Annotated in this window: 21 protein-coding genes; 10 read left to right on the plus strand and 11 right to left on the minus strand. The window is 35.7% G+C overall.

Translation table 11 applies throughout. The features are described 5' to 3' along the window. Positions 1-116: 116 nt before the first annotated feature. Both OU989_RS06330 and OU989_RS06335 read right to left on the minus strand, forming a co-directional pair. Positions 117-1,244 carry an acyltransferase gene (locus tag OU989_RS06330; protein WP_274796277.1) on the minus strand — a complete coding sequence of 376 codons (1,128 nt, stop codon included), beginning with the start codon at positions 1,242-1,244 and terminating at the stop codon, positions 117-119. A gap of 265 nt (positions 1,245-1,509) precedes the next feature. Beyond that, complete coding sequence (locus tag OU989_RS06335; RefSeq protein WP_274796278.1) at positions 1,510-2,502, minus strand: NADPH:quinone oxidoreductase family protein; 993 nt, start codon at positions 2,500-2,502, stop codon at positions 1,510-1,512. Positions 2,503-2,627: 125 nt separating this feature from the next. Between OU989_RS06335 and OU989_RS06340 the strand changes: the two genes are divergently transcribed. The 9 genes from OU989_RS06340 to OU989_RS06380 all read left to right on the plus strand — a co-directional run bounded on the left by OU989_RS06340 (position 2,628) and on the right by OU989_RS06380 (position 12,958). Then, the gene (locus OU989_RS06340; RefSeq protein WP_274796279.1) at positions 2,628-3,215 is read left to right on the plus strand and encodes a TetR/AcrR family transcriptional regulator; all 588 of its coding nucleotides are present in this window, start codon (positions 2,628-2,630) and stop codon (positions 3,213-3,215) included. A 416-nt stretch (positions 3,216-3,631) separates the two neighbouring features. Beyond that, the gene (gene rocF, locus OU989_RS06345) at positions 3,632-4,537 is read left to right on the plus strand and encodes an arginase (RefSeq protein ID WP_274796280.1); all 906 of its coding nucleotides are present in this window, start codon (positions 3,632-3,634) and stop codon (positions 4,535-4,537) included. A gap of 261 nt (positions 4,538-4,798) precedes the next feature. Beyond that, positions 4,799-6,226: an amino acid permease gene (locus OU989_RS06350; RefSeq protein WP_274796281.1), complete on the plus strand. Its 1,428-nt coding sequence runs from the start codon at positions 4,799-4,801 to the stop codon at positions 6,224-6,226. A gap of 222 nt (positions 6,227-6,448) precedes the next feature. Continuing rightward, the gene (locus OU989_RS06355) at positions 6,449-7,249 is read left to right on the plus strand and encodes a DUF817 domain-containing protein (RefSeq protein WP_274796282.1); all 801 of its coding nucleotides are present in this window, start codon (positions 6,449-6,451) and stop codon (positions 7,247-7,249) included. A 155-nt stretch (positions 7,250-7,404) separates the two neighbouring features. After that, positions 7,405-7,983 (plus strand): pyridoxamine 5'-phosphate oxidase family protein, encoded by a 579-nt coding sequence (locus OU989_RS06360; protein ID WP_274796283.1) that lies wholly within the window; start codon positions 7,405-7,407, stop codon positions 7,981-7,983. Positions 7,984-8,140: 157 nt separating this feature from the next. Continuing rightward, positions 8,141-8,827 (plus strand): VanR-ABDEGLN family response regulator transcription factor, encoded by a 687-nt coding sequence (vanR, locus tag OU989_RS06365; protein WP_274796284.1) that lies wholly within the window; start codon positions 8,141-8,143, stop codon positions 8,825-8,827. A gap of 22 nt (positions 8,828-8,849) precedes the next feature. Next, positions 8,850-9,944 (plus strand): sensor histidine kinase, encoded by a 1,095-nt coding sequence (locus OU989_RS06370; protein WP_274797287.1) that lies wholly within the window; start codon positions 8,850-8,852, stop codon positions 9,942-9,944. A gap of 87 nt (positions 9,945-10,031) precedes the next feature. Then, a complete protein-coding gene (locus OU989_RS06375) occupies positions 10,032-10,946 on the plus strand; it encodes a D-alanyl-D-alanine carboxypeptidase family protein (protein WP_274796285.1) in 915 nt (304 codons plus the stop codon). Positions 10,947-11,854: 908 nt separating this feature from the next. Further along, positions 11,855-12,958, plus strand: coding sequence for a CamS family sex pheromone protein (locus OU989_RS06380; RefSeq protein ID WP_274796286.1), 1,104 nt, complete (start codon positions 11,855-11,857; stop codon positions 12,956-12,958). A gap of 275 nt (positions 12,959-13,233) precedes the next feature. Here the strand turns inward: OU989_RS06380 and OU989_RS06385 are convergent, their stop codons facing one another. The 3 genes from OU989_RS06385 to OU989_RS06395 all read right to left on the minus strand — a co-directional run bounded on the left by OU989_RS06385 (position 13,234) and on the right by OU989_RS06395 (position 16,484). After that, positions 13,234-14,142, minus strand: a complete 909-nt coding sequence (locus tag OU989_RS06385; RefSeq protein WP_274796287.1) for a TIGR03943 family putative permease subunit — start codon at positions 14,140-14,142, stop codon at positions 13,234-13,236. A gap of 11 nt (positions 14,143-14,153) precedes the next feature. Then, a complete protein-coding gene (locus OU989_RS06390) occupies positions 14,154-15,152 on the minus strand; it encodes a permease (RefSeq protein ID WP_274796288.1) in 999 nt (332 codons plus the stop codon). 132 nt (positions 15,153-15,284) lie between these two features. Next, complete coding sequence (locus OU989_RS06395; protein ID WP_274796289.1) at positions 15,285-16,484, minus strand: AraC family transcriptional regulator; 1,200 nt, start codon at positions 16,482-16,484, stop codon at positions 15,285-15,287. Between the two features lie 155 nt (positions 16,485-16,639). On the opposite strand from OU989_RS06395, the gene OU989_RS06400 reads away from it, so the two are divergent. Next, a complete protein-coding gene (locus OU989_RS06400; RefSeq protein ID WP_274796290.1) occupies positions 16,640-17,398 on the plus strand; it encodes an SDR family NAD(P)-dependent oxidoreductase in 759 nt (252 codons plus the stop codon). A gap of 57 nt (positions 17,399-17,455) precedes the next feature. Here the strand turns inward: OU989_RS06400 and OU989_RS06405 are convergent, their stop codons facing one another. The 6 genes from OU989_RS06405 to OU989_RS06430 all read right to left on the minus strand — a co-directional run bounded on the left by OU989_RS06405 (position 17,456) and on the right by OU989_RS06430 (position 23,484). Beyond that, the gene (locus tag OU989_RS06405; RefSeq protein ID WP_274796292.1) at positions 17,456-19,117 is read right to left on the minus strand and encodes a methyl-accepting chemotaxis protein; all 1,662 of its coding nucleotides are present in this window, start codon (positions 19,115-19,117) and stop codon (positions 17,456-17,458) included. Then, positions 19,114-20,100, minus strand: coding sequence for a BMP family lipoprotein (locus OU989_RS06410; protein WP_274796294.1), 987 nt, complete (start codon positions 20,098-20,100; stop codon positions 19,114-19,116). The genes OU989_RS06405 and OU989_RS06410 overlap by 4 nt, the downstream gene beginning before the upstream one ends. A gap of 384 nt (positions 20,101-20,484) precedes the next feature. Next, positions 20,485-21,753 (minus strand): PTS ascorbate transporter subunit IIC, encoded by a 1,269-nt coding sequence (locus OU989_RS06415; protein ID WP_274796295.1) that lies wholly within the window; start codon positions 21,751-21,753, stop codon positions 20,485-20,487. Positions 21,754-21,788: 35 nt separating this feature from the next. Then, positions 21,789-22,052 carry a PTS sugar transporter subunit IIB gene (locus OU989_RS06420; protein WP_274796296.1) on the minus strand — a complete coding sequence of 88 codons (264 nt, stop codon included), beginning with the start codon at positions 22,050-22,052 and terminating at the stop codon, positions 21,789-21,791. After that, complete coding sequence (locus OU989_RS06425; RefSeq protein ID WP_274796297.1) at positions 22,049-22,507, minus strand: PTS sugar transporter subunit IIA; 459 nt, start codon at positions 22,505-22,507, stop codon at positions 22,049-22,051. The genes OU989_RS06420 and OU989_RS06425 overlap by 4 nt, the downstream gene beginning before the upstream one ends. Positions 22,508-22,572: 65 nt before the next feature. Then, positions 22,573-23,484 carry a LysR family transcriptional regulator gene (locus OU989_RS06430; RefSeq protein WP_274796298.1) on the minus strand — a complete coding sequence of 304 codons (912 nt, stop codon included), beginning with the start codon at positions 23,482-23,484 and terminating at the stop codon, positions 22,573-22,575. Between the last annotated feature and the right edge of the window lie 133 nt (positions 23,485-23,617).

The following is a 23,617-nucleotide window of genomic DNA, read 5'->3' on the forward strand; positions in this document are numbered from 1 at the left end:
AACCCCTGTAGAGAATAATTCTACAGGGGTATTATTATTAGTTTCTTCTATAATATAGGGGGTTAATTCAAACGATGCTTTCAATTATTCATGTGAATGACCGTATATTTAATAAATTATTTGTAAGGAAACTTCTTCGGAATTGGTCCAAACGCAATCCAATGATAGTTAAAAAATCTGCCTATCAATAGCACAAGAATCCATGGGATAAATAGGGCAAAGATAAAGCCACCAACACTCCATAAATGAAAGATAATACTATTGCCACTTATATTGATTTGTCTATAAAGGAAAAGGAAAAGTGGATGCAAGAGATAGACACCAAATGAAACTGTTCCTAGATTGATTAAGACATTTACAAAGCCTTGGTTCCATTTATCATAGATCCAGAAGGATAGTTGTAATAAGACCATACAAGCAGTCAAAGATTGTAGCTGAAAAACTAGTTCAAAGATGATGCTGTTCGTTAAATAGGTTTGAGACGAAAAGACAAAGTAATATAAATAAACATTATATATAGTAGAAAAAAGCCAGATTGCCCATATAAAAAGGGTTGGTATCGGGAAATTTTCTTTCTTTAAATGGAGCCATTTTTTATATTGTTCAAAATAGATACCTAAAAATGCACCGGCTAAGAAATAAAGAATATACGAGAAAGAGATACTGCCTCTATAGGGATACTGCCAAAACTCAGCATTTAATAGAATAAAGACCCATTGAAGGGCAAAGCCAATCCAAATTAAATGAGGAGATAGGGCTGGTTTTTTCTTTAACATATACAGGAAGAGTGGGAACATGAGATAGAACTGCACAATAATAAAAATATAGTATAAATGTGTGTACGCTTTCCCAATCAAAAGCTTCTTAAGAAATTCCACACTAAATAGAGCATTCCATGTTACTACTAAATCACGTGACACAAAAAATTGCGTAGCTGCATAGTAGAAAATAGAAAAAAAGAGGTAAGGAATGAGTATTTGTGTTACTCTCTTCTGATAAAAACGAACGATAAGCTCTTTTGTTAAATCTTTTTGTATATAATTGTAAAATAAAACAAAGCCACTTAAGAAAATAAAAACTGGCACAGCGAATTTCGGGAAAATATTAAAAAATACATAAAGTGGATAAAGTTTCGAATCACTTGATAAAACTGTAACAGGTGTACTGGTTGAATGAATGAGAAGTACAGCTAGAATGGCTAATGCTCTTGTGATATTTAATTCATTAATATGTGCTCGCTTCATACGATCATCTCCAAATATTGATTATAGTGTTGACTTCCCATATTGCTACATACATACTCTATTGTTATGCGAATAAGTGCTAAATTAGACAATCTTAATCATTAGTATTTGAAATAGATGGGCATCTATGACTAACTATAGGGAGCTATTATGTCAGGCAGATGTCAGCAATAAAAAAAGTTACCACGCTCTTTATGCGCAGTAACTTCCGTGTCATAAAACTATAATGTTTGGAAATGGAATGGAGAGCAGTTCATATACCTAATTACATTGTAACCAGGAATCTCCCTCTCGCTTGCCCTTTCAGTAAAACTGGTAAAACATCAGGTAGTTGTTGCAACGTTACCTCTCGCTGAATGAAATTAGCAATATTAGCAGGTTTAAAATCAGTTGCTAAACGATCCCAGATCTTTAATCGAATGTCCATTGGGCAATAAACAGAATCAATTCCAAGTAAATTTACCCCTCTTAAAATGAAGGGGAATACGCTCGTCGGAAGCTGTGTACCTGCTGTTAAACCGCTACTTGCAACAGCTCCTCCATATTGAATTTGGCTTAATAATGAAGCTAGTGGCTCTCCTCCAACAGAATCGACAGCAGCAGCCCATTTTTGTTTGCCTAATGCTCTAATCTTTCCATCAAAAACTTCTTCACGATTCACGATAGTGGTAGCTCCAAGTTTATGCAAATAATCATGTTCATCTTCTTTTCCTGTACTTGCTTCCACCTGATAGCCTAACGTAGAAAGAATAGCAACAGCGAAGCTTCCTACACCGCCTGTTGCACCCGTTACTAGGATTTTTCCTTTTTCAGGATGAATAGCATTGTCCTCTAATTTTTGGATAGACAATGCGGCTGTAAATCCTGCAGTACCAATCACCATTGCCTCTTTAAGGGAAAGGCCTTTTGGAAGGGGCACTATCCATTTTGCTGGGATACGGGCATACTCACTGAAGCCTCCAAAATGAGATACACCTATTTCATAGCTAGTGGCAATGACTTCATCGCCTTCGTTAAAGCGAGGATCTTCAGAGGAAACAACAACTCCTGCTAAATCAATACCAGGTACAAATGGATAGGAAGTAACGATTTTACCATCAGGGATGGAAGCAAGACTATCTTTATAATTAATACCGGAATAACTAACTTTAATTAATACCTCACCTTGGGGTAAATCTTCAAAAGTTAAATTGTTCACTTTCACTGTAAAATCGTGGTCTTTATTGACTACTAATGCCTGAAAATTTTCTACTGTCATTGTAACGTCCTCCTACAATTAAATTCCATTAAACAGTATCAAAATTATTCTGACCGGTCAATATAAAATTGGATTTTATCTATTAATCCTGTATAATGGCTTTTATTACGTCATCGGAGGCTCGTATGAAAAAGAAAGAGGAAGAACGAAAAAAACAGATTATGAATGCAGCCTTTCATGCTGTTTCAAATTTAGGCTATGATAAAGTCACACTACAGGACATAGCAAACCATGCTAATGTTTCTAAAGGGGTAGTACACTACTACTTTACAAGCAAACAAAACATTTTATTAGAATTACTAGAATCCACTACAAGCAAAATTTATCGCTTTGAAATACAAGAAATAGGCAAGTACCATTCCGCGATAGAAAAGCTTCAAGCCTATGTAAACGCTGTTTTTGTGTCGCCCCAAGATAATAAAAAATTTTACAGAGTATATTTAGATTTTTTGGCCCAGGCAAACGGTAATGAAGACTATAAAAGAATTAACTTGAAATTTTATGAAAATTGCTGGGGAATTGGCCAAGAAATCATTGAACTAGGAAAAGGTGAGGGTGTATTTAGGGAAGACATCGATCCATTAACATATGCTAAAGTGATAAGGGCGATAATTGATGGATCATTAATTCAATGGTTGACATGTGATATAGAAGAACAACATACGTTTTATAAAGATATATGTTTTAATAGTATTTTAAAATTATTAAAGTAGAAAATGAAAGTAACTTTTAAAGCCTTACTAACTATATTGTAAGGCTTTTTTTCTGTCTCAAAACGATAATTTGTTAATCGGAGCTTTCCCACTCTGTATACAAAATTGGATATGGTTTCAATATTTTTCTAATATATAGTACTTAACCCTTAAATTACTGAGCTAATTTTCTTAAAAATCTATAAAAATAGAACAGTTTTAATTTTTTATTTTGAAATTTCTAACAAAAAAACGCATTAATTTGGTAAAAAAAGTATCCTTATTCACTGAAACCGTTTTTATACATTCATTTATACAAGAAAATATCTATGTTTTTAATAATTTAAACTGTATAAAAATTTAAAATAATGTCGAGTTGAGTCAAAATCCCATTTTCTTTATACTGTGAAAGTAATTATCGGAGAGGAGAAAACATCATGAACAAAGAAGTGACAATTATTGGGGTACCCATGGATTTTGGCCAAACTAGAAGAGGGGTAGACATGGGACCAAGTGCTATTAGATATGCTGGATTAACAGATCGACTTGAAGGCCTTGGTTATTCGATTTATGACGAAGGGGATTTAAATATTGAAATAGTAAATGAAGATAAAGAAGCCGAAGAAAAGACAAACTTAAAAAATTTAAAAACTGTAGCAGATAGTAATGAAAAGCTAGGTCAAAAAGTAGATCGCGAAATTTCTTTAAATCGTTTTCCTTTAGTTTTAGGTGGAGATCACAGTATTGCTATTGGAACATTAGCAGGTGTTTCAAAGCATTATGAGAATTTAGGTGTCATTTGGTACGATGCCCATGGAGATCTCAACACTGGTGAAACATCTCCTTCAGGAAATATTCACGGGATGTCTTTAGCTGTAAGTTTAGGACTTGGTCATCCTGCACTGACAAATATCGGGGGTTATGCACCAAAAGTTAAACCTGAAAATGTTGTCATTATTGGTGCTCGTGATTTAGATCCAGGTGAGAAAAAGCTAATTAAGGAAATTGGTATTAAAGTATATACGATGCACGAAATTGATCGTTTAGGTATGACAACAGTAATTTCGGAGACGATTGAATATTTAAAGGAACGTACAGACGGTGTCCACCTTTCATTAGATTTAGATGGGCTTGATCCAAACGATGCACCAGGAGTAGGGACGCCAGTTGCGGGTGGAATTAGTTACCGTGAAAGCCATTTAGCTATGGAAATGCTATCAGAGGCAAATATTATTACTTCTGCAGAGTTTGTTGAGACAAATCCTGTATTAGATCAATATAATAAAACGGCAGTCGCTGCTGTAGCTTTAATCAGCTCTTTATTCGGAGATACACTACTCTAAACAAAATCTTAAAGAGGAAGAACTTTTCTTAGATTAATAGTCACCACAACCAAATGTAAGAAAGTAGCTCTCCCTAAATTAAGTTTACAATAGAAACGGCGAATGCTCTAGCTATTCAATGGTATTTATTTTGTCAGAAAATTGACAGTTCGTAAAATATACTAAATTAATATCCTATTAATTATTAAAATTTCTATTAGTTATCTTTCTTGCACGAAAAAAAGAAAGTGCTTACAAGATAATTAGTGTAAGGAGCTTCTTATGGCATCAGAACAATATGAATTAAAAAGAAGTATGAAAGCAAGACATTTATTTATGATCTCACTTGGAGGATGTATTGGAACTGGTTTCTTTCTTGGATCAGGCTACACAATTAACCAAGCTGGACCATTAGGTGCCATTTTAGCCTACTTAGTAGGTGGAGCAGTTATGTATTTAACTATGCTATGTTTGGGTGAATTGTCTGTTGCAATGCCAGTATCCGGTTCATTCCAAACATATACGACGAAATTTATTGGCCCTGCAACTGGTTTTGCTGTTGGATGGTTGTATTGGTTAGGCTGGGCAGTAACTGTGGCCCTTGAATTTTTAGGTGCTGGACAACTTATGCAAAGATGGTTTCCTGAATCACCAGTATGGATGTGGTGTCTACTATTTGCTGCCCTGCTCTTTGTATTAAATGGATTATCAGCAAAAGCATTTGGTGAAGCAGAATTTGTCTTCTCAAGTATTAAAATATTGGCCATCCTAATGTTCCTTGGGGTTGGCGGAGCGGCAATGTTTGGTCTAATCGATATGAAAGATGGATCAAATGCCCCATTCCTTTCTCATTTTTATGAGGGTGGACTTTTTCCAAATGGTGTAACAGCACTGTTAATTACAATGATTACGGTGAATTTCTCATTCCAAGGGACGGAGTTAATTGGTATTGCGGCTGGGGAAAGTGAAAATCCTGAAAAGACAATCCCTAAATCGATTAAACAAACAGTTTGGCGCACGCTATTCTTCTTTGTTTTATCAGTCGTTGTGCTTGCTGGAATGATTCCTATGGATAAAGCTGGTGTTGTTGAAAGTCCATTTGTTGTTGTACTGGATAGTATAGGTATTCCTTATGCAGCAGATATTATGAACTTTGTTATTTTGACAGCCTTATTATCTGTTGCGAACTCTGGTCTCTATGCAGCAACGCGTATGCTTTTCTCTCTTTCTGTTGAAAAGATGGCAAGCCCTTTATTAGGGAAGGTTAATAAAAGAGGGATTCCAATGAATGCCTTATTGATTACACTTGCTGTGGCTGGTTTATCACTACTTTCAAGTGTATTCGCCGCAAAAACAGTATTTGTTTGGCTACTCTCCCTAGCAGGGTTAGGTGCACAAATTGGTTGGATTGCTATTACTGCTTCGCAAATTGCTTTTAGAAGATCCTATATCCGTCAGGGAGGAAAAGTAGAAGATTTAAAATTCAAAGCACCATTATACCCAGTAATTCCTATTTTAGGTTTGTTGGCAAACTGTATAGTTATGGCAAGCTTGGCTTTTGATCCTGCTCAACGATTAGCTCTTTATTGTGGAGGAGCATTCTTTGTTGGCTGTTATATCGTCTATTATTTAAAAGTGAAGAAAGTTGTGAACTTACAAATAAACCAACAAGAAGTACAACTAAAATTAGATCAAAAAATGTATCTTTAATGACAAGAGTGGCTGCATGTTGCGGCTACTCTTTTTTATTTGTTAAACCCATTTCCTTCCTAATCAGGAACAAGAAAGACGTATTTTGCAAAGAATAGTTGCAAAATAAAGAGAAAAAAATTTATCGTTTTTCGATAAAAAAATATTGAAATAGAATAATTAATCGTTTATTCTTCATACAAGAAGAAATTAAATTCTGACCAAGTTCATTGAGGTGGGTGCATGTTAAAGAAGCTTTTTAAAGATCTAGGAGTCTTTACTTATCATCAAGCATTATCTTGTATTTTTCCTGTTGTCATATTTATGACACTTGCACTTTCTAAAGCTATTCAAATTCCTGGCGTAGCAAGATACGACTTCATTCTGATCATCTGTCTTGTGACCCAATATTTAATGTATAAATTTGGCTTAGAAACAAAGGATGAAATAAAAGTAATCTGTCTGTTTCATATTATTGGCCTTGTGCTAGAGCTCTATAAAGTGAATTTTAATTCGTGGTCCTATCCTGAAGAAGCATGGACAAAAATAGCAGGTGTGCCATTATACAGTGGTTTCATGTATGCCAGTGTAGCCAGTTACATTTGCCAGGCATGGCGTCGCTTTGATTTGAAAATCGTCAGATGGCCCAAAAGTTATGTAGCCATTCCTCTTGGTGCCATGATCTACTTAAATTTTTTTACCCATCATTTTATATATGATTTTAGGTGGGTATTAATGGCTTTACTTTTTATAGTGTTTTATCGAACAGCTGTCAAATTTACAGTACGAGACTCTATCTATAAAATGCCTATCGTTGGGTCATTCTTTTTGATTGGTTTTTTCATTTGGATTGCAGAAAATATCGCCACTTTCTTTGGGGCATGGTCCTATCCTAACCAAGAAGTATCGTGGAAGATCGTTCATTTTGGTAAAATCAGCTCTTGGTTTCTGCTGGTAGTCATTAGCATTATGATTGTTGCACAGCTTAAATTATTTTATCGCGATGCAGGTGAGGATGAAAAAAAGACAAAAAGAAAGGCTTGAGAAATTATTAACTAAAGACTTCTAAAAGAGCACAATTAAATAGAAGAAATTTCTATGGTTTTTAGTTGTACCCATTCCTTTTCATTAAACTGTCTCTTTTTTAGTGATAACACCTACTGTAGACTCCTTTTATAAGATATAAGGGGGACATAAGGATGGACAAAGACATTCGAATGAAGAACAGAGCTTGTATAGATGAACATCACATAAAACAATTTTTAGAGCACGCACAAACCGCTTTTCTAGGTTTAGTGGATCAACATATCCCATATGTTATTCCGTTAAATTATATCTTCAAAGATGGTAGTTTCTATTTCCATGGTGCCAATGAAGGAAGAAAAGTAGCCATACTGACGACCAATCCGAATGCTTGTATTACCATATGTGAAAGCTATGGAACAATGGTAGATCCCATTCCAGCTAAGACGGATACAGCTTATATGAGTGTCATCGCCAATGGTGAGGTCGAAATTGTCACAGATATCAATGAGGCAACAGTTGCTATGCAGGCAATGCTTGATAAATATGTGCCAGACTATTACCAAGCCCCATTGTCAAAATCACATATAGAAAAGTATCAATCATCTTTAGGTAGCAAAACGCTTGTATTAAAAGTGAGACCAAACAATCTAACTGCAAAAGAACATAAACTTAATGAACAAATGCAATATTATCCTGGGAGAGTTGTGACACAGGACCTGAACAGAAAATCCTCTCCTCTAGCAATCAATTAAATTTAAAAGTAGATTTAGGGAAAACATATTTTTCTAAATCTACTTTTTTATTTGTCCACAAGACATTTTCTTATTAATAGATATAACTACTAGTAAATGCTATAATGCCTGTGAAAAATCCATTAGCATCAGGGTGGTAGAAGGAGAGGGGCATTTATTGAATATTTTAGTTGTAGATGATGAAAAAGAAATTGCAGATTTAATTGAGCTTTATTTAAAAAATGAAAATTACCATGTGTTTAAGTATTATAATGCCCAAGAGGCTTTGGCATGTATTGAGCGCGAAAATGTGGATTTAGCTGTTTTAGATATTATGATGCCAGATATCGACGGCTTTACTATTTTACAAAAAATACGAGAAAGATTTAATTTTCCAGTGATTATGCTTACGGCAAAGGAAGAAGAGATCGATAAAATAAATGGATTTTCTTTAGGGGCAGATGATTATATAACAAAGCCTTTTCGTCCATTGGAAATGGTTGCTCGTGTAAAGGCACAAATACGGAGATTTACATTGTATAACCAAGGTTCAAAGCAAAACGAGGATATCATTGATTTCGCAGGTTTGATGATCAACAAGAATACAAGACAAGTCTTTTTAAATGAAAGACCATTATCCCTCACACCCACGGAATTCGCGATTTTATGGTACTTATCTGCAAATCGAGGGAAGGTTATTAGTTCAGAGCAATTATTTCAAGAAATTTGGGGAGAAAAGTACTTTAATAGCAATAACACTGTAATGGTTCACATTCGGCATTTACGAGAAAAAATGAAAGATTCTGTGGACAACCCAAAATTTATTAAAACCGTATGGGGAGTGGGGTATACCATTGAAAAATGAGTTTGGCAGACTGAAGAGAAAAATGGTAGTACAAATTATTATTATCCTTCTCTTAGCGATCATCATAGGTTTATTTATAAATTTTGCATTCATTGATGGAGTCTTGCAAGCTCCTTTTGCAGATGCCTTTGTTGACTTTTGTGAAAAAGTCTTGCAGCTCGATTATTTTGCTGCACAAAATGCCTACAATGTGTTATTCCAACAAAATAAACCCCTTTGGCTTGCTATCGGTTTTATTGTATTATTATTAATCATTTTTTATATTGCCTTATCTCGCTTTACTCGTTATTTTCATCAAATTAGTACGAGTATCACAATGCTTGCCGATGAGTCAGATAAGGAAATTCAACTTCCCGAAGAGCTTGATTTCTTGGAGAAAAAACTAAATGATGTGAAAAATAAATTAGAAAAACGTGCGAGAGATGCTCAAGAAGCGGAACAACGTAAAAATGATCTAGTTGTCTATTTAGCGCATGATATTAAAACACCCTTAACATCCATTATTGGCTACTTAAGCCTTTTAGATGAGGCAAGGGATATGCCTATTGAGCAAAAAGAGAAATATGTTGCGATTACGCTAGAAAAGTCAAATAGACTAGAACAATTAATTAACGAGTTTTTTGACATAACAAGATTTAATTTACAATCCATCGTTTTAGAAAAAGACCTTATTCCTCTAAATTATATGCTAATGCAAGTAGCTGATGAATTTTACCCATTGCTAGCACCAAAAGGGCAAAAAGCGGTTGTCAAAATAGATGAAGAAATTAATATATATGCAGATGGTCATAAATTAGCAAGGGTATTTAATAATATTTTAAAAAATGCCATTGCCTATAGTGATTCAAATAGTACAATTGAAATTAGTGCAAAAAGCGAAAACAATCAAACGTATATTTCGTTTACTAATACAGGAAAGACAATTCCTCCTGAAAAATTGAACATGATATTTGAAAAGTTTTACCGTTTAGATAATGCTAGGTCTACACAAACAGGTGGAGCTGGTCTTGGTTTAGCCATTTCAAATGAAATTGTCCAAGCCCATGGCGGGACCATTACGGCAGCTTCTAATAATGGGAAAACAGTTTTTACTGTGATGATTCCAACGAATTCTTAAGAAACCTTAAGAATTCACTAATAGTTAATTAAAAAAAAGCTCCTTTTTTTATGGTTGAATAAAACTATAAGAGAAGGAGTTGTTTTTATGACGAGAAAAGGTGTTTTAAGTATATTGTTCCTTATCATCATGCTACTTGGTTATTTACTAGTAAAAGAAACACCCGTGTCACTACGTCAGGAAATTGTCGAATCACCTAACGTAGTGCAAACAATGGGTAGTAATATGCTCAATATCGATTTATACAGTGCTAATGCAATATTAGTGAATTTAGATGAAAATCAAGTGCTACTAGAAAAAAAAAGTGAGGAAATGATTTATCCTGCATCCTTGACAAAAATGATGACGGTTTTAGTCGCGATTGAACAGATTTCAAATTTACAAGAAGAAATCGTGTTACAAAAAAATATCTTTAATGATTTATTCGAGGAAAATGCGTCTGTGGCGGGGTTTCTCCCGAATGAGAAGGTAACTTTAGAGGATTTATTATATGGTTCCATGTTACCCTCAGGTGCAGAAGCATCCATTGGTTTAGCTGAATATGTTGCTGGATCAGAAAAGGAGTTCGTAAAACTTATGAACGATAAGGCACAGCAGCTAGGAATGAAAAATACACATTTTATGAATACAACGGGATTGCATCATCCTAAACATTATACGACAGTAAAGGATATGTCTTTACTCTTACAATATGCATTAACCAATCATGAGTTTCGCAATGTTTACACAGCAGAACGATATTCTATTAAGCAAACAAACCTTCACCCCGAAGGCATTACATTTACAAGCCGCATGTTTCAGCATATGACTACATCTGCATTGCCAGGAGGAGAAATTGTAGGTGGTAAGACAGGCTATACAGATGAAGCTGGTTTGTGTTTAGCAAGTCTAGCCGTTGTAAATGGACAAGAATACGTGTTAGTAACAGTAGGGGCAGAAGGAAATCCTCGTACGGAGCAATACAATATCACCGATGCGCTTTCGGTATATAGTCAATTATAGGCTGCATAAAAGTGAGGAAAATACTCCAATGTGATGGAGCTTTTGATCAAAAATGTGTGGCTCCCACTCCAAGTTGAGGAGAGGGCGCTCATAAAAGGATGGCCCCCGCTCCAAATTTGGGAGTAGCCCGCTCATAAAAGAGAGAACCGCTCAAAGTTCAGGAGAAGCCGCTCATAAAGTGAAGAAAAGCGCTCCAATAAGGTGAGAAGTCGCTCATAAAGTGAAGAAAAGCGCTCCAATAAGGTGAGAAGTCGCTCATAAAGTGAAGAAAACCGCTCCAATAAGGTGAGAAGTCGCTCATAAAGTGAAGAAAACCGCTCCAAAGTGGTGAGTAGTCGCTCACAAAGGTAAGGAAAGCGCTCCAAAGTGAAAGCAACCGCTCATAAAGTGAAGAAAACCGCTCCAAGGAGAGGAGAAGTCGCTCAAAAAGGTAAGAAAACCGCTCCAAAGTGAAGGGTACCCGCTCATAAAGGTAAGAAAACCGCTCCAAGAAGGTGAGAAGTCGCTCATAAAGTGAAGAAAACCGCTCCAAAGTGAAGGGTATCCGCTCATAAAGGTAAGAGAAGCGCTTCAAGAAGGGGAGTACCCGCTCCAAGTTGAGGAGAGGTTGCTCATAAAAGGATGACCCCCGCTCGAAAGGTGAGGAGTACTCGCTCAAACAAGAAAGGCAACTGCTCTAAGTGATTGACCCTATGACGAGGGACATCCTATATTAATCAGATACTCTATTAAAGATCAATGTTCATTTTTCTTGAGCATTGATCTTTCTTTTGTGATTGACCTTGTATAGAATGGTGAGATTTATTAATTTATAATGTTTTATTTTGGAAAATTTGGTATGGTTAAGTTATAGGAATAAACAATTATTACATAATCGTCAAGGAGTAATCGTAATGAGGAAAAGGCGAATGTTATTTTTAATTGCACCAATATTGTTAGTAGCCTCTTGTAGTAGTGATGTTGAGGGTGTTCCTACTAATGAGAAAATGTATACTTCATCTATACAAAAAAAGGAAGTTTATGAATTTCAACAGCCTGCAAAGTCCACTATTGCTAGAGGCTTAATCACCAAAAATATGAATAATGCCTTGAATATAAATGAGATAGAAAATGGATTAATGAATTTATCTGTGAAGCATTTTCCAACAGAAAAGTTTTACATGCAGGAAGGTCAATATTTGGATGAAAAAATGATTAGTCAATGGTTAGAAAGAAAAACAGAAGAAGGTATAGGTTTAAACCCTGCCATTGAAAATAGGACGGGTAATGTTTTAGAGGATGAAAAAAAGTATCCTTTGATACTCTCTCATGTTTTAGAACATAATTTTATAAATAAAAAAACTAACAAAATAGAAGGTATGTCGATCGCAATATCTCTTAATGAATTTTATGATATACGAGTAACGGATGACAACGGTTTAATTTACACTGGCCAAGTGAAAGTTGATGAAAATGATGATGATATTCATGATGTGAAAAGGTATGGGAAAGAAGTAGCTGAAAAGATTATTAAAGACCTTAGAAAAAATGAAAAAGTACCTCGTGTTCCCATTTATTTAACTTTATATCAGGAATCTAATATCAATGATATTATTCCAGGCGTATTTTTAGCTGAAACATTTATGACACAAGGGGAAGATACCATAACAAAGTGGTCTGAGGTTGATAAAAAGTATTATTTATTCCCATCAGATGCGTTATATAGTTTAGACCAAAATATGTATAATAAATTATTAAATTTTAAAGAAGAAATACAAGATGGATTTAAACATTTAAACCCGAAAATTATAGGGAAACTTCGATATGAGGATGACCAATTAACTGATATTAAAATCGATGTAAATGTTCCTCTTATTAATGATACAGAATTGGTAGGGCTATTACAGCTGATTAGTACTAAACTAAATTTTGATTACATTCCCATTACAGTTCGAGTTATCGATCAGGGAGCGGATGTAGGCATTGTTCTTTGGGACCCAATTGAAAAACAAATTTTTGCAACCCCTTTGTGAGTAGTTAATCATTTCAAACATAAAAAATCTAAAGGCTCAGCTACCTATTGTTAATTTCGTAACTTGTATTTACAGCTATGCTCTTTTATGAATTTGGTGCTCGTTAATAGAGTACCTATCTTTTATGGATAAATGGCATGGATGTTAGCGCCAAATTGATAACTATTCCCGGTTATTGTAAAAATGAAAAGACACTTTTTTTATGGGTAGGCATTTAGCTGTTTCTGGGATTAAATGATGAAAAAGGGCAAATTATTCGCTTTGCCCTTTTATTACTAGAAGCTCATTCGGATATTAATAGGATAAAGGTAAGGTGATTCGGGTTGTTCTATTGTTACCCAATCTTCAATATGGATAACAGGTAAGCTAGTTCCCTCATAGGTTGTTTGACTAATTGTACCAACCACTTCAATCCATGTATCTTCTGTGAGAGAGGGAGCCTCAGGAAATTCTGTTAGGAAGCCTACGATACTTGCATCAGCTACACAATGGGTAATAAGAAATCTTGAAATAACGAGTTGCTTTTCTGTAAAGCTTTCTTCTTTTAAAACAAAGCCCTTCAGCTGTATTTTCTTCCCTAAATAGTTGACCAAATTTTGATTAATCTCTTCATAATAAATCGTATAGTCCTTATCAGTCATTTTCAGTATAGGTTTTTGTGAGAGTTGTTGCTTTAATCGCTCATATTGCTTTTTTGTCATCTCCTGTTTTTCCTCCAACAGTCGGGGATCAGCCTCATGTTCATCGTAAATATTTTCATCAATCGTTTCATTTGAAGTGAGGTAATCCTCTATTTTAGATGATTGACTTTGTTGGGTGAGAATAAAGGCACCACCTTTTTTATCAGCAATGGCAGCATCTAAAATTTTAGCTGGTACGAAGAAGCCTGTCAGTATGGGGGTCATGATAATGAGATAGGCTATCCATGAGTAACCATGGTGGTGATGAGAGCAACAAGCTTGTCCAGCATGATCACAGTGATGGGGAGACTTTGAAAAAGATATAACTCTAGTCAATTGAACAAGAAAGAGTACAAAAAATAAAATGGCAGCTGTTTTACTGAGGCTTTCATATTTAGGGTTTATGAATTTTGTTAGTTCCCCGGTCCAATGCAGGCTGGCAATCATAGCTGAAAAGGCGAGTAACATCAAGGCTTTTAACGCTTGTTGAAAGTGAAATTTCATGGCTTTCCCCCTTAGAGATACGCTGAAAGAATCCATATACTAATGTAGACAACTGTAGCCACTAAGGCGATTAACCATAAGACAAATTTAATACGAAATACGCTCATCAACATAATAGTATTTTTTAAATCAATCATAGGGCCAAAAATGAGAAATGCCAGAATGGATGGAGTGGAGAAAATAGCACTAAAGGATGCACCAATAAAGGCATCGGCTTCCGAGCAAAGTGATAAAATGAAGGCTAAGCCCATCATAACTAAAATAGAAGAGGGGACACCTTCTCCAATTTCTACGAGTGTTTTGGTAGATACATATGTTTGTACAAAGGCAGCTAAAAATGCTCCGATAATTAAGTATTTGCCCATATCAAAAAATTCATCAATGGCATGTTTGAACATATTTATTAGCTTTGTGACAAAGGATGGTTGTTGATTAGTTGTTGTCAATGAAATGGGTTGTACAGAGCTCTTAAATTGTGAACCTTTAAAAAACAAGCTACTGAGTAATGCGATAATAATAGCAATGACAAAGCCAACTAGCATCCGAAGGCCAGCTATTTTTAAATCATTTCCAAATGCCATGTAGGTGGAGAGAATAACAATGGGATTAATGAGTGGACCAGTTAACATAAATCCTATAGCAGCATGTATTGGTACGCCTTTGGCAATCAATCTTCTAACAATAGGAACAATCCCACATTCGCAGGCAGGAAATAATGCTCCTACAAAACAACTCATGACAACAGCCATCAACGTATTGCGAGGAATCCATCTTTGGATATGTTCCTCTTTAATGAAAATTTGAATAAAACCGGCAATCAGTATCCCAATTAAGACAAACGGTAATGCTTCAATTAAAATACTTAAAAATATAGTGTGTAGACTGAGTAAAGAAGAACTTAGATCTTTGAGTGCTGAGAAGTTGAATAAGATTAGTGGTAGCAGACTTACGAATAGAATAAAGAGGAACCAAAAATTCAATACATATCTAGTAATAGGGAGACGTTCCACATATACCTCCTTAAAGTGTAATGATTACGTTTTAATGTAAGGTATGTTTTAGGAGATACAGGTATTACTTCAAATCAGGAAAGAGAAAGTAAAAGTAGGTGGCTACAGTGCTTCACTTTCTCTTTTTTTACATCATTTACGAGAATACTCATTTCTATATTGCTTAGGGGTGATATCCGTAAATTTTTTAAAAACTTTAATAAAATAACTTTGGTCTGTGAAGTTCAGTAATGAGCCGATATCAAGGATTGGATAGTTTGTAAAGGTTAATAGTTTTTTCGCCTCCTCAATTTTTTGTTGCTGAATATATTCGCTTAAGGAAATTCCTACTTCTTTTTTAAATAAAGAAGAAAGATAATTTGGGCTTAAGTGGCAAATTGCTGAAAGTTGATCAAGTGTGATTTCACCATATAGTTGATTTTCGATCGTGTGGATGCAAGTTGTAATGGGTGCTGAATATTTCTGTTTATTTGTCTTTGACACACGACGCGTAAAATCGTAAATAGCTTCCTCCATTAATGAAAGAATGTCGATTAAGCTATTTTGATCCTCAAGCTTTTGTATGTAGAAATCATTTAATGTAAAGGCTGTTTCTTCATTTAAACCACCTTCAATCGCTGCACGACATATAAGGGCAACTCCTGTAATCATCAAGTACTGTACACTTCTTAAATTATTACGTTTGGAAAGTACTCCTAGTTCTGCTTGCTCCATAATGGAATAGTTTAAAACTTCATTTAGATTTTCCATACGTCCATTTTTCACATAGTCTAACAGTATTTTTTCGTAGTAAAGATTTGTATGAACAATAGCATTTCTTCTAGCATGTGAAAGTTCTATCGCAGTATTTTCCTCATGACGAATTAGGGGCTTTAATGCTTGGTTGTGTTGAATAACAGCCGTTTTAGTTAATTTCTTTTGATAGATTGAAAAATAAACAAATAAACTAATAGCTAAACATTGCTGATAATGAAGATGAGGAATCATCTCGTGCTCATGATAAGTAGTTGGATTCACAGCGTCTTCCATTTCTGGTGAAAGGGAAGGGCCAACGACAATGGCTCCTAAATATTGTTCATCGATTTTTAGGTTGATATAGAAAAAATTAAATTCAGCATGAGAGAAAAAAATTGGATAATCATTTGAAGCTCTATGATATGGATATGCTGTTAACTGTTCCTTTAAAGAATGATAGGAAGGATTATTTTGATAGTCAGCTGATGGAAAGTCAAAAATAACTTCTCCTAATGCATTAATATAAGAAACAGGAAGGTGATGGGTTTCATAGATGAGTTGACTTATGTATTGAAGATCAATTGTCGATATTTTCACGTTTCTTCCCCCGTTTATAATAGTAATGAAAGCAATTACAATTTTTATTGTATAGACAATGAGAAAGTACTATTTTGTGTAGAATAATACAATAAATTAAGAAGAAGTAGCAATAAAATAGATACTGAATTCAAGATGTTAGGGAGGAATAGAAGATGGATCTTTTGAATAAAATTGCAGTTGTAACAGGTGGAGGAAGTGGTATTGGAAGAGCCAGCAGTTTGAAACTTGCTAGCAATGGTGCAAAAGTGGTAGTTGTTGATTTCAACAAAGAAACAGGGGAAGAGACATTAAACTTAATTAAAGAGCAAGGCGGAGAAGGCATTTTCGTTCAGGCTGATGTTTCAAAAAGTGAAGATGTTCAGAAATATGTCAATGCGGCAGTAGATACTTATGGACGTATCGATGTATTTTTCAATAATGCTGGAGTTATTCAAAAAATTTCTCCATTAACAGAGATCGATGATTCAGAATATGATCGTATTATGGCAATCAATGTGAAGGGTGTATTCCTTGGCTTAAAACATGTTTTAAAAGTAATGGAAGGACAAGGAAGCGGCTCTATTATTAATACGGCTTCAACAGCTGGCGTTCGTAGTGAGCATAGTATGGCTGTCTATTCTGCAAGTAAGCATGCAGTAGTAGGTTTAACAAAGTCAGCTTCCTTGGAATATGTGAAAAAAGGCATTCGTATCAATGGTATTTGTCCAGGTGGAGTAGAGACAGCGTTAACAAACAGCGTAACAAATATGTTTGAAACAGGTGGCTATATTCCTGAGGAACTTCCGAATATGAGAATGGGACGCTATGCGAAACCAGAGGAACTTGCTGAAATGGTTGTGTTCCTAGCATCAGATAAAGCAAGCTATATGACAGGCTCAATCGTGCTAGTAGACGGTGGCTTAACTTTATAACATTTAGAAATCCAGTGAATGTCTTCACTGGATTTCTTTAGGTATTGCGTCTAATGGCTATAATGTAAATTTTTTTAGCTCATTCATCAATGTATCTGTCATTTCTTGAAGGTCGATTATTTTTGTATTAATTTTTTCGAAGGCTAGTAGCTGTTCCTGTGTCGATGCAGATATTTCTTCTGTACCAGCCGCTGTTTCTTCAGTAATGGCTGAAATATTTTCAATAGTACGATTTACTTGTTGGCTCATGTCATTCGTATGACCCATTTCTTTTATAAGATGTTGTAAATCATGATGGATATTTGCAATTTGGGTCGCAATCACTGCGAAAGATTTTTCTGTTTCTTCCATAGATTGTGCTTGCTCATTTGAAAGCTGATAGCCACGTTCAGCGGTAGTTAGTATATGGGTAATGCCATCTTGAATTTGCGTTACCATTGAAGATATTAAAGTCGTTGCATGCTCTGTTTCTGTTGAGAGCTTTTTAACTTCATCTGCGACAATGGCAAACCCTTTACCCGCTTCTCCCGCGCGTGCAGCCTCGATAGCGGCATTTAAGGCAAGTAAATTCGTTTGGCTTGCAATCGTGTGGACAGCATTAGCTGCTCCTTCAATTTCTGAGGTAAATTGGGAAAACTGCGTAACAGCCTCTTTAATATCAAGTGATGTGGTTGAAATATCCTTCACAATAGTAGCTTGCTTTTCTAATGAGTACTGCCCATTATGAACGGCTTCCAATGCCTGTTTACCTTTTGTAGCTGATTGCTCGCTTGTTAGCATGACACCTTTGAATTGATCAGCCATACCATTCATCAGAATTGCAACAGATTGGATGTCCTCTGACATTGTGTAGCTTCCTTTTGCTAATTCATCAGTAGATGTAGCGATTTGGTTACTGCTTTCATGAATATTTTTCATATGGCTCGTAACATCTTGTGTAAATAAATTAACATCCTGTCCGATATGATCAATTGATTGTACTGTACCTTTTAGATTATTCATCATCTGTGAAAAGCTTTCTGTTAATCGATCGATTTCGTCTCGACTGTTTGGTTGATAGAAAAGGGTAGCGGTATCAATCGTTAGATCCCCTGTAGCTGCGGCCTGTGCACATTCTACAATTTGATTAATCGGTTTGGTAATTCTTTTCGCAGCCAAATAGGAGTAAATAATTGTTGCGATAATTAATAACACACTACCTATGATTGTCGAAGTTGTAATGAATCCTATTTTTTGCTTTGTGACTTGTATCATCTCCTGATACCATTCGTTCGTTTCTTTTTTCAGCAAATACATATCATTTAAAATACCTTTGATTCTGATGGACTGCTTTTTAATTTCAGAACGGTTGTTTTCTTGAAAGCCGCTTTCTGTAGCTTGTTCTAGATCTTTAAATTTACTAGCTATTTTCTCGATGATTGCTTGATGCTCTGGTATTTTTGAGAGAGCGGCTAATTCGTCTACATTACTTTTTGTTTCTTGTAATATAGCAAGTGCTTCGTTTTTATTGGCTTCACTTTCTAAATAGGTGTAATTATTTAATGATTGGCTGGCAACCACCAGACTTTGTTCAAGTTCCTTTACTACAAGTAAAAGTTCAGTGTCATCCTGTGCTGTTGTTTGAATCGTAAATGTTTGCATGATAATGAAACCAATCATAGCCATTGCCAGTACGATTGGGATCAGTGTATTCATAAATAATTTTTTACGTAATGTCACTGGCCATCCCTCTTTTCTGCAGTTACTTTTATCGTACCTGCAACAATGGCTTCTCTTGCTTTTTCAATGGCAGCTTGTTGCTCGGTTGTCAGTTGAATAACGCGAATATCGGCTAGTCCCACGCCTTGATCGGCGAGACCTAAGGCAAACGATTTTTCCGTTATTTTTCCGTCTTCTACTAATGTCTTCGCAAGTTGATAGACGGCAAGGTCAACATTTTTTAGCATGGATGTAACCACCGTTTTTTCAGCAACAAAAAATTGATCAATATCAACACCGGCTGCATAAATGCCTTTTTCTTCGGCCTTTTTAATTGCCCCAAAGCCAGTAAAACCAGCGGCATGGTAAATAAAATCAACGTTATTTTTAATATATTGATCAGCTATTGCTGCGCCTGCCTGAGTATCATCAAAAGTACCAGCATATTTACTCAAAATTTCAATAGTAGGTTTTACGTAACGAGCTCCCTCAATAAATCCATTTTCAAAGTGATGGATAACAGGAGCATCTGCCCCACCAATAAAGCCTATTTTTCCTGTTTTGCTTGTCATAGCTGCCACCATACCAACTAAAAAGCTACCTTCCTGTTCTTTAAAGGTAATGGAAATTATGTTGTCGACCTCGGATTGTCCATCAATCAGTATAAATTGCTGCTCTGGAAATTGTTTTGCTGTCTTTTCTAGCGCTTCTTGTACTGAAAAACCTAGGCCGATGATGATATCGTATTTTTCAGCAACAAGCTCGTTCAGCTTTTCCTCGTAATTACCATCAGGTGCCTCTTTGTAATCAAATAAAATGCCAAGCTCATCTCGGGCCTTTTCTAGCCCCTTAAAAGCAGAATCATTAAATGACTCATCACCAAGTCCTGCATCTGAAAGTAAAATACCTATTTTATATTCCTCAGTTGATGATTCTGTCTGAGCTGTCGAGCAACCTACTGCTAACAGAGCAATCAAAAGAAAAATAACCATTAATTTTTTCAAATTTTGTACCTCCTGTTGTTTATAGAGTATATATCGGCAAAATGTGAAGTTTTTTAGTCTGATGTCAGACATCGAGAAAAAATAAATATTAGTTTTCTGCTATATATCCATACTAAGTGACACATATAAAGGAGGATTACAAATAAAGTAATCGTTTTATTAAAGTTTCCCCAGCAAAAAGCCTACCGCTAATAGCGCTAGGCATTCATAATATAATTTTTATGAAAATTGATAAGACTTTCCATGCCAGAATTGCTTGGTGATGAATTCCTGGTGGCATGCAATGAGCCGCGCGATGCCACTAGAAAAGAACGCTGGCATAACCAAAATCAACTCCACGTCAATCGTTCTTTATTAACAAAATGAAAGCTAATTACATCAGCTTTAAACCGCTCCAAATAATTTTAATAAATTAATAATAATAATACCGATAACACCGAAGTCTGAATCGCCAAAGGTTGTTCCTTCATAGCCAATGTCTCCCATAAAGATAAGAAGGATAGCTGGGATAAAACTAATTAATAAACCGTTAGCAAAAGCTCCTGCCATGGCACCAATTCTGCCGCCTGTGGCATTACCAAAGACGCCTGCTGCAGCACCTGTGAAGAAATGCGGAACAAGCCCTGGAACAATAACCTTTAGTCCGATGAAGGGGAGGATAAACATAGAAACCACCCCTGCTAAAAAACTAAAGATGAAACCAATGATGACGGCATTCGGTGCAAAGGGGAAGATGGTTGGGCAATCTAGTGCTGGCTTTGTATTTGGTACGAGTTTATCAGCAATTCCTTTAAAGGCTGGAATAATTTCTGCAATTAACATCCGAACGCCTGCTAAAATAATATAGACGCCTGCAGCAAATGTAATCGCTTGCATAATCGCGAAAATAATAAAGTTAGACCCATTAGACAATTGTGCCTCGATATAAGAAGGTCCTGCGAAAAGGGCAACAATGACAAAGAATATAGCCATTGTTAAAGAAATAGCGACAGAAGTATCACGTAAAAAGCCAAGTGATTTTGGTACTTGTATGTCCTCTGTTGTTCTCGCTTTATTACCAACTAACTTGCCGATTTTGGCAGAAACATAATAGCCAACACTGCCAAAATGACCGACGGCAAAATCGTCACTACCAGTGATTTGTCGGACTGTTGGTTGTAAAATAGCAGGGAACACGACCATACAAAGACCGAGGATAATAGATCCGACAATAATAAGTGGTATACCACTCATCCCACCTACAGACAATGAAGCAGCGATTAAACAAGCCATAAATAATGTATGATGCCCAGTTAAAAAGATATATTTTAATGGCGTAAATCGCGCTAATAATAGGTTCATAATCATTCCGAATACCATAATCAGTGCAGTAGCTGTACCAAAATTAGTCTGAGCAGCTGCCACAATGGCTTCATTGTTAGGAATGACCCCCTGTACTTGAAAGGCATGGTCGAACATTTTACTAAAATGATCTAAAGAGCCAATTAGGACAGTTGCTCCTGCACCAAGGATGACAAAGCCCATTATGGTTTTTAAAGTACCTGAAAGAACTGTAGAACTTGATTTCTTTTGAATCAGTAAACCAATCAATGCGAATAGGCCGACTAATATAGCTGGTGTTCCTAAAATGTCATACATGATAACATCTAACATATTCAACACCTCATCCTATCCAATTTTTTAAGTGCCTAAAGAAATGGTTCTAGCTTTTCTTTAATTTCCGCAATGCTCATCATATTAACGATGCTCACAATGATTCCTTTGTCTTTTGCTAGTTCATTTACAATGTCGGCGGCGCCTAAATAAATATCTGCTGTCTCCGCCTTTGCGGATGCTAAATCCGTATGTGATACCTCAGCTTCTTTCCCTAATGCCTCTAATGCTTTTTTGACATTTAACTCTAAAATAAAACTACTGCCTAAGCCGCTCCCACATACAACTAAAATTTTCATTCTGTTGACTCCTTTGTTGTATATTGTTTGATTTTCTCCCATAGCGTGTCTTGATGCTGACAGGCAATAAGGTCGTCAATCTGGTCAGGATTTTGTAATACTACTATCAAATCTGCCAAGGCTTGTAAATGTGACATATTATCGATGGCCGCTAACACAAAAATTAAGTAAACAGGCTGATTGGGACTGAAAAATACAGGCTTTTCTAAGCATAGCAAACTCATTCCTTGTTCATAAACGCCATCAGTTGGTCGCGCATGTGGAATGGCCACTTTCGGTGTGATAACGACGTAGGGACCATATTGCTCAATGGATTGAATCATAGCTTCGATGTAACGTTGTTCAATCTTGTTGTACTGTAATAATGGGCTTGCCGCTAAATGAATGGCTTCCTGCCACGAATGGACAAAATTTGCAAGCTGTATACAATCCTTTGTCAACAGCTTGGTTAGCAAGGACAACCCTCCTTTCTAAAAGAATAAAATGTCCCCATTTCATGTTATTACGGCTACCTGTGGAATTATGTCATGACGGAAGACTTTTTTAATTGTTGTGCAACTTCATCAATCGACTGTTTGACAAATTTATCAATCGTGTGATCTAAGCGTGTTTTAGGATAAATAAATTGAATTTTTCTCTTAAGTGTCACATCATGTAAATCCTTTTTTACTAGTAATCCGGATTTTAATTCTTCCTCTATTAAAGCAACAGATAAAAAAGCCACATTTTTTTCAAAGGTCAGCATCTTTTTAATCGTGCTTACAGAATCCAATTCAATCGTATACATAGAGGGCTGAAAAGGATTCATCCATTTTTCAATAAAGTGATTCGTGGAGCTAGAGGACGTGTGCAATAATAGTTTGTTTTTAAGAACATCTTCTTTTGTGATGTTCTTTTTTGTTGCTAGCTCGTGTGTAGGACTGCATGCCAAAACGAGTGCATCTTCACCAATAGTCTCGTAATGAAGTAAAGGATTTTCCTGTTTAGTTTCCATAATAAGTCCGTAATCTAACTCTTGCAGTGCAACTTTTTCTTCAATTTCAGGTGCTGTTTTTACTTCCAATGAAATGCGAATCTCTGGATAAGCTGTTGAAACTTGATGGATTAAATCTGGCATGAAAATATGCGCAGGCAATCCACTTGCCCCAAGTCGCAATGAGCCAATATGTCCTGCCAAAAGGGTTTCGACAAAACGATTCATATCCTTTTGGAGTTGAACGATTTGACGGGCATAATGATAAACACCCTCGCCAGCCTCTGTTAAACGATATCCTCCTGCATTTGTTCGAAACAAGCGAATGCCGTATTCCTCTTCAATAGAGCGGATATGAAAGGACACTGTAGGGGCTGTAATGCCAAGTTCTTTGGCAACAGGGGCTAATTTTTTTAATTCTACGAGTAAGCAAAATGCCTGTAATTTACTATTATTCATTTTATCCTCCTAAAGCAAATTAGAAAAAATCTTGCATTTACTTTAGTTTATTAGATTTATTTTAACGAGTTATTAATAGTAGATTAATATTTTCTAAATATCTGGAATTTATAGTTGTACATAACGAGGAGGA

This window comes from Lysinibacillus irui (assembly GCF_028877475.1).
In the GTDB taxonomy this organism is placed as follows: domain Bacteria; phylum Bacillota; class Bacilli; order Bacillales_A; family Planococcaceae; genus Lysinibacillus; species Lysinibacillus irui.